11 protein-coding genes are annotated in these 12553 nt (G+C 68.7%); 2 read left to right on the forward strand and 9 right to left on the reverse strand.

Translation table 11 applies throughout. The annotated features are described in order from the left end of the window. Positions 1-373: 373 nt before the first annotated feature. Both glmM and VKF82_03045 read right to left on the reverse strand, forming a co-directional pair. Positions 374-1717 carry a phosphoglucosamine mutase gene (gene glmM / locus VKF82_03040; GenBank protein ID HME81033.1) on the reverse strand — a complete coding sequence of 448 codons (1344 nt, stop codon included), beginning with the start codon at positions 1715-1717 and terminating at the stop codon, positions 374-376. Beyond that, the gene (locus VKF82_03045; GenBank protein ID HME81034.1) at positions 1714-2535 is read right to left on the reverse strand and encodes a hypothetical protein; all 822 of its coding nucleotides are present in this window, start codon (positions 2533-2535) and stop codon (positions 1714-1716) included. Before VKF82_03045 ends, glmM begins: the two co-directional genes overlap by 4 nt. Before the next feature lie 111 nt (positions 2536-2646). Between VKF82_03045 and rpsT the strand changes: the two genes are divergently transcribed. After that, a complete protein-coding gene (gene rpsT / locus VKF82_03050; protein HME81035.1) occupies positions 2647-2895 on the forward strand; it encodes a 30S ribosomal protein S20 in 249 nt (82 codons plus the stop codon). Between the two features lie 3 nt (positions 2896-2898). Next, entirely contained in the window at positions 2899-3669 is a 771-nt protein-coding gene (locus VKF82_03055) for a hypothetical protein (protein HME81036.1), read from the forward strand. Here the strand turns inward: VKF82_03055 and priA are convergent. From priA to VKF82_03090, 7 genes are all read right to left on the reverse strand, one after another. After that, positions 3666-6056, reverse strand: a complete 2391-nt coding sequence (gene priA, locus VKF82_03060; protein HME81037.1) for a primosomal protein N' — start codon at positions 6054-6056, stop codon at positions 3666-3668. The two genes, VKF82_03055 and priA, sit on opposite strands and share 4 nt — an antisense overlap. After that, a complete protein-coding gene (locus VKF82_03065) occupies positions 6057-7142 on the reverse strand; it encodes a 3-dehydroquinate synthase family protein (protein ID HME81038.1) in 1086 nt (361 codons plus the stop codon). It abuts the gene before it with no gap. Further along, on the reverse strand, positions 7139-7663 hold the full coding sequence (locus VKF82_03070) for a shikimate kinase (protein ID HME81039.1): 525 nt from the start codon (positions 7661-7663) through the stop codon (positions 7139-7141). The genes VKF82_03065 and VKF82_03070 overlap by 4 nt, the downstream gene beginning before the upstream one ends. A 7-nt stretch (positions 7664-7670) precedes the next feature. Continuing rightward, positions 7671-8255, reverse strand: a complete 585-nt coding sequence (locus VKF82_03075) for a hypothetical protein (GenBank protein HME81040.1) — start codon at positions 8253-8255, stop codon at positions 7671-7673. Positions 8256-8312: 57 nt separating this feature from the next. Further along, entirely contained in the window at positions 8313-9113 is an 801-nt protein-coding gene (locus VKF82_03080) for a hypothetical protein (GenBank protein ID HME81041.1), read from the reverse strand. Continuing rightward, on the reverse strand, positions 9114-11828 hold the full coding sequence (locus tag VKF82_03085) for a tetratricopeptide repeat protein (protein HME81042.1): 2715 nt from the start codon (positions 11826-11828) through the stop codon (positions 9114-9116). It lies immediately after the preceding gene. A gap of 14 nt (positions 11829-11842) precedes the next feature. Then, positions 11843-12553 (reverse strand): chorismate synthase (locus VKF82_03090; protein ID HME81043.1); only part of this gene is annotated, 711 nt, incomplete at its 5' end.

Raw genomic sequence — 12553 nt, forward strand, 5'->3', positions numbered from 1 at the left:
GCTCGTGTCGGTCAGATGATTGGTGACTTCCAGCGCGCTCAAGGACACGCCGAAACGGTCGGCGATCCCTGACAGGGTCTCACCGGAGGAGACGGTGTGCGTGATCGAGTCAGCTGCGGCCGGCGCGGCCGCCAACAGCAAACACAAAACGAACGGAAAAGCGAAGCTTCGGCGCAATGCGTCCTCTCGCTGATCTATCTGCGGTTGTCGGGACCTGCTCGGGAATCGAGCGGCGGATGCTTCCGTCTCGTCGGAAGCGGCGCATCCTACGAAAGGATATTCACGTCGCAAAACGCCGCGTCATATCGCGTCGCGTCTGGCTGTCCTCGCGCTTCGCTTCGCCGGCTCCCAGCCCTTTCCGCAGGGGTGTGACCTAGCTCTCACTGCGGGACGCTGCCGCCTCGACCTCCGCCGCGAGGGTCTTCGCGAGCTGGTGGATCTGCGCTTCATCTGGCCCTTCGACCATGATGCGGATGATGGGCTCGGTTCCGGAAGGACGTACGAGGACGCGCCCCGAGCCATCCAGCGCCGTGCTGGCCGCCTGGATCGCGCGCCCGACGTGTTCATCTGCTTGCACGCGTTGCTTGTCGCCAACGCGGACGTTGAGCAGCACTTGCGGATACACGCGCATGATGCGGGCCAGCTCGTGCAGCGAACCGTGTTTCGCTCGCAGGCTCAAGAGCCGCACCGCGGTGGCGATGCCGTCACCGGTCGTGTTCGCTTCGAGGTCGATGATGTGCCCGGACTGCTCGCCGCCGATCCGATACCCGCCGCGCTGCATCGCTTCGACCACGTAGCGGTCGCCGACCGCAGTGCGCTCTAAGGTGATGCCCTCCGACGCGAGAGCGCGTTCCAATCCGACGTTGCTCATGACCGTCGCGACGATCGTGCGTTTGGGCAGCGCGCCGGCGGCGGCCAACTCGCGCGCCCAGATCGCAAGGATGTGATCGCCGGTCACGACGTCGCCGGCCTCGTCGATGAACAGCGCGCGGTCCGCATCCCCGTCGAACGCCACGCCGACGCTGCCCGGATGCCGCGCCACTGCAGCGCGCAGCGGCTCCAGATGGGTCGCGCCGCAGCTCACATTGATGCGCCGTCCATCCGGCTTGCAGTGCAAGGGCACGACCGACGCACCCAAAGTCTCGAACACCCGCGGGGCGATCGCGTACGCCGCGCCGAACGCGGCGTCCACCACGACGAGCGTGCCGCTCAGCGCCGCTCCCAAGGCGACGCAGTGGCGCTCGTAGGCTCCCACGACGCGCTTGCGTTCGAGGATCTCGCCGACCGCAGCGCCGGTCGCTCGCGGCAGCGTGTCGTGTGCGGAGACGAGCGCAGCGATTTCGTCCTCGATCGCGTCAGCGAGCTTGGTGCCGTCCGAGGCGAAGAACTTGAAGCCGTTGTCCTCGATCGGATTGTGCGACGCGGAGATCATCACGCCCGCGCCGGCGCCCAACTGGCGGGTCAAGTAGGCGACTCCCGGCGTCGGGATGATGCCGAGCTTCCAGACATCAAGGCCCACCGATGCCAAGCCCGCGCACAGCGCCGCCTCCAGCATCGGGCCTGACATGCGCGTGTCGCGCCCGACCAGCACCGGGCGTTGCGCGCCGTGCCGCGCGAGCACGAAGCCGCCGGCGCGCCCAAGCGCGAACGCGAGCTCAGGCGTCAGAAATTCATTCGCCACGCCGCGCACGCCGTCGGTGCCGAACAGATCGTTCAACGCGCCGGCCGTGTCAGGTGCGTCTCGATGACCTGCGCCGGCTGCGTGTGCAGCGGCATCCCGCCGGCCAGCGTGCCGAGCAGCGCGTCGAGCGGCACGTGCGATAACAACGCGGTCGCGCCGATGCTCCCGCCGTAGCGCGCCGCCTCGATATCGACGATCTCCAGCGCGCGGGTGAGCGGTGATTTCGAGGGATCGCTGCATTCGATCAAGAGGAAAGGCGCGCCGGAGCGCGCGCTGACGCCGGGATACGCGCCGATGTGCGCCAAGCCGCCGCGTGGCCCCCCGGCCGCGTCGCAGATGCGGCTGAGCGCATGGCCGGGCACGGCATGCAGCATCGCCTTGAGCCATAGCGTCGGCGGCCCGAGCTCTACCGCGACGCCGAGACCGCGGCCGCCGGGTCGAAGGTAGTCAGCCTGTACGCGCGCGATCGAAAACCCGTCGATGCGAAGCACGAACGGCCGATCCGCGACCCATTGCGAAGCCGGCACGGCGCGCCGAGCGGCGTACACGGGCGCGTCCAATGTCTCGCCGAGCATCGCGCATAGCGCGGCTTCGTCTGGCGCCTGCTCGGATGACGCGGAGAGTCCGAAGAAGTGGAGTCGCGCATGCGAGTCCACCCGTAACGCGGCCGCAGCGCTCGCCGCGGCCCCGGCGGGTCGATCGACTTCAGCATCCCAGACCGCACAATCCATGTCAGGATCGACGGCTGCGATCAAGATGCGGCCCCCGCTTGCGGCGAGCGCATCGGTGACCGCGTCGACGATGCGCGCGGACGGCGCAGGCGTTGCCAGCACTCGTAGAAACGATGCGTTCACAGCGACGTTTTCATCATGCAGCGCTCGTGTCCCCGCGGGCGTCCTTGCTCCTATTGCGGCTTTCGTGCTATGATTTATCGTCTTTTGCATTCGTCTAGGAGATATAGAGACTTGCCCAACATCAGATCAGCCAAGAAATGGGCGCGCGCCTCAGAGAAGCGCCGCGAACGCAACCTCGCGGTCAAGAGCACGCTGAAGTCGGCTTTCAAGAAGGCCGTCGACGCACCCACGCCTGAGGCCGTCAAAGCGGCGGTTTCAGCACACGATAAGGCCGCAGCCCGCGGCATCATCCATAAGAACAAGGCCAATCGCAAGAAATCGCGCCTGGCCAAGCGCACGGCGGCCGCCAAGAAACACTAGAGCGTGCGCGCCGCATCCGGTATCCTGGTCGCCCTCGCGTTGCTCGTGCCAGCGTTTGCGAACGCGGGGGTGGGCGGCGTACCCCAAGCAGGCGGGCAGCAGCCGACTCCGGCCCCGAATGCGTCCGGCACGCTGCCGCAAGGCAAGCAGAGCAATCCGTTCTCGACGCCGGAACCGTCCGGAACGCCGGGTCCGATCGGCAACGGTTACGTGATTTTCGGTTACGATAGCGCCGCCGCGGCTGGCGGCGTCATCCCGCTACGGGAAGCGACCGCCGCGCCTCCATCGCCGTTCCCAGCATCCAACTCGTCAGGTTTCTTCGCCGAGATAGCGGGGCGGCTTTCCAAGAGCTACGCCGCGACGCTGCGCTTCCACGACTACGTCGTCCACGGCGCCGACTCGCCGGTCATCGACTTGAGCGAGGGCGCGCTGTGGTACCAGCCGGGCGGCGGCGTGTTCGCCGTAGGGCTCGGCTACGGATCGTGGCAGCGCTCGACGACGAGCACCTCGGCCAATGGCGCCGGAATCGGCGCAGCGCTGTTCCCCGACACGCGCCACCCCGTTTCGCCCTACGCCAGCTTCATCTACTACCCGTCGGCGACGACTCTGGGGACCACTGCAGCCATCAGCGCGGCGCAAGCCGGCGTGATGTTGCGCCCTGGCAAGTCCGGCGTCTTGCTCCAGCTCGGCTACGACTACATCGGCTATCCGAACCAAAACCAGTCGCCGACGTCGCTGAGCGGCTTCCAGTTAGGGGCGGGCGTGCGCTTCTAGCGCGGATCGACGACGACCGTCACGCGCGCCTCCGGCCGGCGCCGCAGGGCCTGCACCCGCGCGCACGCGTCGAGCAACGCGTCCTCTGACTGCGCCTTGATCGCCACGCGCAGGCGGTACTCACCGCGCGCCTTCGGCATCGGATCGGGCGCAGGGCCAAGCGTCTCCACCTGGGGGGCGCGTTCGCGCAACGTGGCCGCGATCTGGGCAGCGCTCTCGGTCACCGCCTTGAGGTCGACACCTGAAACCCCGATGTACGCGAGCCGGCCGAACGGCGGATAGTGCAGCTCGCGCCGCAGGCCGAGCTCCTTCGCGGCGAATGCATCGTAGTCGTGCGTCGCGGCAAGCCGCACGGCGTAGTGCTGCGGCGAATACGTCTGCACCACCACGCGGCTGCCCGGAGCGACCCTGCCTGCGCGCCCCGCGACCTGGGTCAATAGCGCGAAGGTGCGCTCGGCGGCGCGAAAATCGGGCCGGTTGAGATCGAGATCCGCAGAGACCACGCCGACGACGGTGACCGTCGGGAAGTCCAACCCCTTCGCGATCATCTGCGTGCCGACGAGCACGTCGCCGTCGCCGCCGAACGAATCGAGCAGGCGCGCGTGCGCACCGCGGCCGCTGGTCGTATCCGAGTCCATGCGCACGACCTTCGCCTCGGGCAGCAGCTGCGCGATCTCTTCCTCGACGCGCTGCGTGCCAAAACCGTACGGGCGCAGATCCGGCGCGCCGCACTTCGGGCACGCGGTGGGAACGCGGTAGCCATCGCCGCATATGTGGCAGCGCAGCGACTGATCCGCCGTATGCAACACCAGCGACACGGCGCAGCGCTTGCAGCGCGGCGCGAAGCCGCAGGCGCGGCACAGCAGCAGCCCCGCATAGCCGCGCCGGTTCACGAACAGCAAGACCTTCTCGCCGCGCGCGATCGCGCGCTCCATGGCGTCGAGCAGCGCGGGACCGATGGAGCGGCCTTTGGCGGCTCCGCCGTGGCCCGTCATATCGACGATCTCTACCGGCGGCAACGGCGCTGACGTCGCGCGTGCGCGCATCGGCACATAACCGATCTCGCCCGCGGTCGCCTCGCGATACGTCTCGAGGCTCGGCGTCGCGCTGCCGAGCACCACGACGCCGTGCGCCGCCCGCATGCGCTGGCGCGCGACCGCCGCGGCATCGTAACGCGGCGCGACGTCCTGTTTGTACGACGGCTCGTGCTCCTCGTCGACGACGATGAGCGCAAGCGAGGGAAGCGGGGCGAACACGGCAGATCTCGCGCCGACGACGACGTCGATGGCACCCGCCGTCGCGTCCTCCCACACCCGCGCGCGATCGCCTGCCGACAGGCCGCTGTGCAGCACGCCGACGCTGGAACCGAACAGCGCGGTGAAGCGCGCGGCGGTCTGCGGGGTCAACGCGATCTCGGGCACTAACACGATCGCCCGGCCGCCTCGGCCGCGCACCCGATCGACCAGCCGCGAGTACACGAACGTCTTGCCCGACCCGGTGACGCCGTGCAGCAACGCCACGCCGCCGCCGCCGCGCGCCAGCCCATCGATCGCTTCGATGGCGCGGCGCTGCTCGTCCGTCGGCGAAAAAGCCGGCGCGCCCGCGCGCGCCGCGCCGGGTGCGCCGCGTGCCTCTTCTTCTATCCTTAGAACGCCCGCCAGCGCCGCGCGCGCGACGCTTTGGGCCGACGCATTTGCCGTACGGCGCACCTGCGCGATCGGCAGGCGCCCGCCGTGCTCCGATAGCGCAGCCGCCAGCCGCTGCTGCACGGCGCCCTTGGCGGCGCCTGCGTCTACGAGCACGGCGCACGAAGGGCGGGGGGCAGCCCGGGTGGCCTTTCGCGACTTGCCCGGCCCGCGGGCGATGATCCCGCGCCGCGCCAACGCGGACAGTTCCGCCCCGATGCGCGCCGCATTTGCGCGCAGCCGGGCGCGAGTCGCCGCGCGCGCCGCGGCAATCGTGCCGAACGGCTTCTCGCCGAAAGCTTTATGGAGCACGGCGCCCAGCCGGTCGCCTGGTTGCGGCGGCCTCACGAACGCGTACGTCGAGCGATCGGCGCCCGCAAGCGCGCGCGGCGCGACCGCGCTGAGGGCTTCGCGAAACGTGCACGCATAGCGACGGCGCAGCCACGCGGCTAGCCGGACGGCCTCGGGGCCGAAATGGGCGGCCGTTCCATCCACCGACGCGATCGCCTTGAGCTCGCCGTTTCCGCCCGGCACCGCCAATGGCGGACTCACGACCCAACCGCCGACGATGCGCCCGCCAAAAGGAACGCGCACGCGCGCGCCCAATGCCGGCGGCTCAGCGCCGGCGAGGTACGTATAGGCCCGGTCGACTTGGGAAGACGGCACGTCGACGACGACGTCCACGCAGACTACATCGCTCACTCACCCAAGCTCTTCGGCCAATGGCGGCCGCGAGCATTGTCGGACGACAGCGCGGACGAGCTTTTCCGGAACCGCCACGTCTATCTCGACGCGCCCGATATGCTTGGGCAGCACGAAGCGGATCCCGTTCTCGCCGCGCTTCTTGTCCGTCGCGAGCGCGCGCATGACGGCGGCCAGGTCGAGCTTGCCGTCATGGACCGGCAGGCCTGCCAGAGCAAGGCCGTGCAGCACCCTCGCATGCTCGCGCCTGGAGAATCGGCCCGTGCGAAGCGCCGTGAGACCCGCACCGCGCAAGCCGATCGCCACCGCCTCGCCATGGCTCAGCCGACCGCCCGCCGCGTGCTCGATCGCGTGGCCGATCGTGTGCCCAAGATTGAGCGCAGCGCGCGCGCCGCGCTCGCCTGGATCGATGGCGACGACGTCGATTTTGACCCGGGCGGCGCGCACGATCGCGGCGCGCCAAAGGTGCATATCGTCAGGCCGGGCGGCGACGGCGCCGACCGCTTCCAGCAGTCCGGCATCCGCGATGACCGCTGCCTTGACGATCTCGGCCAAGCCGGTGGCGCGCTCGCGCGGCGGCAGCGACGGCAAGGCCGCAAGGTCCGCCAGCACGACGCGCGGCGGCCAGAACGCTCCCGCCAGATTCTTCCCCTGCGGCAGGTCGATCGCCGTCTTGCCGCCGATCGCGGCGTCGGCCATGCCAAGGACGGTGGTCGGAACCGCGGCCCATGCGATGCCGCGCATGAACGTCGCCGCCGCGAAGCCTGCCAGATCCGTGACCGTGCCGCCGCCGACCGCCAGCAGCGTCGTGGCGCGATGTGCGCGCTTCTCGACGAGCCAGCGCCATACGCCCTCCAAAGCCCGCGTGGACTTGCAGCGCTCGCCGCCGCGCACGGGCAACTCGCCGGCGACGGTGTGGCCTGCGCCGCGCAGCGCGCGAACCAGCGCTCGAGCGCGGCGCCGCACGCGCTCGTCGAAGACGACGGCGATCGGCCCGCACTCCGCCAGTGCGTCCGCGATGCGAGCGCCGGCGTCGTCGCACACGATCACCGCATATGGCAATCCGTCAAGGACGACGTCGCTCATCGAGACTCCCGCGGCGGCTGGATGCGCTCGCGATACCAACGCGCGATCGCGCCGGCGATCTTTCCCGGGCTGGCGCCATCCGCGTTGATGCTCAGATCGTTGTCGGCGTATGCGCCTGCGCGCTCCTCGAGCAGCGTCGTGATGCGCGTAAGGTCGGGCGCTTCGCCGAGCAGCGGCCGGTGCGTGCGATGCGCCACCCGCGCGTGCGCTCCTGCGGGCGAGACCGCCAGGTGCACCACCAGACAGCGCGCGCGCAGCAGCGCCCTATTGTTCGAATCGACCACGGCGCCGCCGCCGACGGCGATGACCGATCCGTCGGCGGCGCACAGCCGCTCGAGCGCCTCGCGCTCGTAGGCGCGAAACCGTGCCTCGCCTTCGTTCGCGAAGATGTCGCTGATGGGGCCGTGAACGCGCGCGATCTCCGCGTCGCTGTCGGCGAAGTCCATGCCGATCATGCGTGCCAGACGCCGGCCGACGGTCGTTTTGCCGGCGCCCATGAAGCCAGTGAGCGCGAGGTTCATGCGCCCCTTACTGCGGCTTTTGAATGCGGATCGGGAACGTCGCGCCGTAGAACTTGGCGAGGATGCGGTAGTCGCCCTCGGGCGCGCTTTCGCCGCCCGTCTGTTTGAACGACCACAACGCGGTGAACACTTTCGTCTCGCCCGGTTTGAACAGCAGGGTCGTCTGCTTGTGCGAGATGTTATGGAAGTAGGACGAGCGCCAGACCTCGAGCGGAAACACGAACAAACCGCCGAGGAACGATGCGACCCGTCGCGTGATGAACTCGCACTGCAACGAGGTCGGAAATTCGAGCGTGTCCGGCAGCGGTGACGCGTTGGTAACAGCCAACCGCAGCTCGACCACGCCTTCGGGTGGCAGCGACGAAAGCGGGTGCTGCGTCAGCGGGTCGAGCACTTCGAAGTCGTAGGTGAAGCCTTGAGGCAGCTGCGGCGGCGTCTTGCGAAGCAACTGGACGACTTCGGGCGGGACAACCGGCTCGCCGACCGCCTCGCGCGTGATCGCTGCAAGCGCGAGCACGAAGAGCAACGCGACCAGAATAACGGTCAGCCCAAATTGGAGCGTCGAGAATGGTCTCTTGCGCTTGGCGTACACTAGGGAACGGACTTCTCGCGGCCGCCCGTCGAGTCCCGCAACGCCGGCATCGCTTCCCTAGCCGGCCTTGGACCGCGGCTGTTTGTCGGTCAGCTCATCCATGAGCAGGACGGAGACCTGGTCCGCCAGCTCGGGGTCGACGACGCGCAGACCGTGCCACGCCGCGTCGTCATGTGGATCCATCTCGAGGATGCGCGTGTAAAGGCTCACGAGCCGATGCTTCATATCGTCGCGCGAGGGCGCGAGATCGAGTATCTCACGGCACACCGAGACCTCAAGCGACAGTTTTTCCATGGCGCGGTACATCAGCGCTAGGCGGTCCAAGACGGCGACCAGTCCGTCGTCGCCGATATTGCGCAGCAACGCCGCGTGCTGGGTCGCCGCCTCGAGCGAATCCGGCATGAGCTCGGCGATGCGCCCCGCGGCACGTGACGCTTCGACGATGTCGCCCTCGGCGATGCTGCGGTCGATGGCCCGCCGCAGCCGGTCGGTGGCCAGGTTTGTCTTGCCGGCCGCGACGTAGAGCTGGGCGAGCGCCTGCAGCGACTGGGAGTCGGGGGTGCCGAGTTTCAAAAGCTCCTCGTATTCGCCGATGGCCTCGCCGACTCGGCGCGCCTGCGCCAGCAATGACGCGAGCATGCCGCGCAGCTCGCGCTGCTGGTGCGACGCAGCGTCGGAGTGCTGGCCGGGTGCGGCAAGCGCGTCGCTGAGCATCGTGATCGCTTCGTCGCTCTTGTCTTCGGCTTCCAGCGCGCGCGCCGCTTCGACGTACAGCGGCAGCGCGTCAGTAAGTCCTTTGCGGCGCTGGCGCTCCTGGGCTTTCTTGCGCAGTTCCGCGGAGCCGTTGCGTCGCCCCATCTATTGGTTCCCCTGGCTGTCGGCCATGCGGGTAGGCAGCCGTTTGACCTTCTGCCGTTCCGCAGAGCTGAGATTCGCTTTGACGACGCGCACGCGCTCGCCGATATCCCGATACGTCAGGTCGCGCGCGTACAGCTCTTCGAACGACGACAGCGCCAGAGCCAGCGATTCTTGCGTGCCCTTGGCTTCGTACAGGTCGCCGAGGTTGTACAGCGCTTCGAGGTAGAGGTTTTCGGGATATCCCGGCGTCTCGATCGCTTTGGCGAAACGCTTGGCGGCGGCGCCGTCGAGCCCTTGGCGGCGCAGGCAGGAGCCGATCGCGATGAGGCACGGCACGACCATGCCGGGCTCGTGCTGGATCGCCTGCAGCGTCACCAGTGCTTCCTCGATGCGTCCGAGTTCGCGATACGCGAGGCCGAGACGGAATTTCGTGCCGATGTCTCCGGAGCTCGCATCTTTTTCCATGCGCTCGACGAACTGGTCGACGAAGTCGCCATTGTTCGCGTCGGCGCGCGCGAGGGCGCTGAGCAGCTCGGCGCCTTCGACGACCTTGCCTTGGCGCGCCTTGACGATGGCCAGCTGATATCGGGTGGCCGCGTGATCCGGGCGAAGCTCCGCGGCCTGCGTGAGCAGCCGCTCCGCGCCCTCGAGATCCGAGCCGTGCTCCGCCAACAGCGAGCCCGCCTGATACGCGGCCGCAGCGTCCTGCGGGTTGGCCTCGAGCGCTTGCTTGTACGCGTCGATGGCGCGGTCGAATTCGCCGGCTGCCAGGTGGGCAGCAGCGCGCGCGTGCGCTCCTTGAGGTCCGACGTTGGCCTGCACGGCCACCGCCGGAACCGGCACGCTGGCCGCCGCGCCGGGCCGCGCTTCGAGTTCTTTCGCGCCTGCGCTCAGCTCTGCCACGCGCGCCGCCAGCGCCTCGGCTTCGGCTTGCGCCGCATCGCGCGCCGCGTGCGCTTGATCAGCTTGAGCCTGCGTCTGCGCCATGTCCTCGCGCAGTTTGGCCAGCTCGGCCTGCGCACCGGACAGATCGTTCTGGAGCGCGCTGCGGCGCGCTTCAAGCGCGATGATCTCGGCGCTTGCCGTCTGCGCTTTGGCGGCCTGCTCGTCGGCGGCGCCAGCCGTCGCGCGGATCACCTCGAGCTCGTCGGTCAGCCGCTTCGCGTCTTGCATCTTGGCGGTCAATGCCGCGACCTCGGTCGCGGTCTGGTCGCGCAGCGCGCTCAGCTCGCGCAGTGAAGTCTCGTCGGCGTTCTTGCGCGCCGTCAGCGTCTCGGCTTCCGAGCGCAGAGAAGCAAGCGCGGTTTCGAGTTCCGTGCGCTCGGCTCTGAGCGCGTCGAGTTGCTGTTTGCCCTCACCGCCTTGCGCCTGCGCCGCGGCGCCGGCGTTCTTGGCCTCCTCAAGGACCGCTTGAGCGGCGCTCAGCTGCGAGTCCAAGTCGTTCTTGCGCATCGTCGCCGCTTCGAGTATGGCGCGCTGTTCGCTCAGCGCCTTTTGCAGCTCCTCGCGCGTCTGCAGCAGCAGCTGGAGGTCTTGTTGAGCGGCCTGACGCTGCGCTTCGATCGCGGCCAGCATCTGCCGCTCGCGATCGACATCCGCTTTGGACGGCGCTTCCGGCGCCGCCGCCTGAGGCCTAGCGGTTGCCGGCGTCGCAGCAGCGGGTGCTTGAGGTGCAGCGGCTGTGGCGGGCTCAGGCCGTGGCGGACTGATCTTCGCAGCCACTTGCGCGACGACCGGGGTGGGTGCCGGCTTGGAGGCCTCAAGCGCTGCCTGAGCCGGGACTGGCTGCGCGGAAACAGGCTGCGGCTTCGGCGCCGGAGTCTGCGCTGCCGGGCGCTGGGGCGGCGGTGCGGGTTTGGCGATCTCAGGCCGCGGCCCAGTCGGCACAGGGCGGTGCGCCGGAATCGGCGCGGCTGGCTTCGTTGGCGACCCGGGCGCGATCGCCGGCTCGTCGGCGGATGCGACGTCGTCGCTATGGCCTTGTTCCTCGAGCTCGTCGAGCAGGATGCGCGCCTTCTGATTCTGCGGGTCGATCGCCAGCACCATGCTCGCGATCTGCCGGGCCGTGCTCCAATGCTGGCATTCGCGAGCCAGCTGGGCCGCTTGCGTGTAGTAGCCGATCGCGTCCGTCATCAGTTCTTTGCTCTGGTAGAGCTGTCCGATGCGCACGGTCGCCTGCACGTGGTTCTTATCCCGGTCCAAGACCTTCTTGAACGCCAGCATCGCTTGATCGAACTGGCCGTTGGACTGGTAGATGGAGCCCGCCGCGAACAGGGCGGGCACGTGCTTGAGATTCGACTTGCGCAGCACGTCGATGAACTTCGCCAGCCCGTCCTGCAAGCGCCCGTCGTTGACGTCGGCTTGGCCCAGCATGTAGATGACATCGAGATTGTGGACGTCGAGCGCGTGGCCGGCTTGGAACGTCTGGCGCGCCTTCTGGTAATCTTTGTTGACGTTCAGATAGGTTGTGCCGGCTTCGATATACGCGGCGATCGCCGAATCGTTGTCGCCCGCTTGCGCGAGCATCTTCGCCGCCTCGACCTGCAGCTCGGGCGGGCAGCCGGCCAGTCCGGCGACGGTCTTGAGGCAGATGAGCGCACCCGGCGTGTCGCCGGCCTTGAGCTTACCGCGTGCTTCGTCCAAGAAAGCGGCGGCGCTGGCCGCGGCGTTGTTGCCGGGATCAGGAGAGGTGGGCTGCTTGCCAGTGTCTGCCACGATGAGCGCCTTCTCTAGTGTCCAAGCGGGCTCGTCGGCTTCTTCTCACCGAACACACGCGCCGCGCCCAATTGCGACGCTTCGAAGTGCTCGCGCACTTCCTCGACGGAATCGCCCCCGTATTTCTCCGAGAGGGCTTCCGCCAACGCGAGGCAGACCATCGCCTCGCCTATCACCGATGCGGCCGGCACCGCGCAGACGTCGCTGCGCACGACTGCGGCGGGCGCGGGCGCGCCTGTCGCGAGGTCCACCGATGCCAAGGGCCGCATCAACGTGGCGATCGGTTTGACCTTGACGCGGACGACGATCTCCGCGCCGTTGCTCATGCCGCCTTCGATACCGCCCGCGCGGTTGCTGCCCCGCACCACCGCGCCGTCGCGCTCTTCGAACGTATCGTGCGATCGGCTGCCCAGCAGATCGCCGCTCACGCTGCCGAACTCCACCGCCTTGGCGGTCTGGATGCTCATCAGCGCGGCCGCGAGCCGTGCGTCCAATCGCTCCGACGGCTGCCGGTTGCTGCCGATGCCGACCGGCATCTGCCGCACCCGGATCTCAAAGATGCCTCCCAGCGTGTCGCCTTCGCTCTTGGCCGCGTCGATTCGTGCGACCATGCGCGCGGACGCCTCGGCGTCCGGACACCGCACGGGTGACCTCTCTATACTTTCTTTATCGGGCTCCTCCGCTCCGTCGCGCGCCGCCACATCGCCGATCTGTCTGACGAAGCC

This window comes from Candidatus Eremiobacteraceae bacterium, assembly GCA_035314825.1.
Classification (GTDB): Bacteria; Vulcanimicrobiota; Vulcanimicrobiia; order Eremiobacterales; family Eremiobacteraceae; genus JAFAHD01.

Excerpts from the sequence above, each read along its gene's own strand:
- VKF82_03065 (HME81038.1), bottom strand. The coding sequence starts at position 7,142 with ATGAGCGACGTCGTCCTTGACGGATTGCCATATGCGGTGATCGTGTGC.
- VKF82_03070 (HME81039.1), bottom strand. The coding sequence starts at position 7,663 with ATGAACCTCGCGCTCACTGGCTTCATGGGCGCCGGCAAAACGACCGTC.
- VKF82_03080 (HME81041.1), bottom strand. The coding sequence starts at position 9,113 with ATGGGGCGACGCAACGGCTCCGCGGAACTGCGCAAGAAAGCCCAGGAG.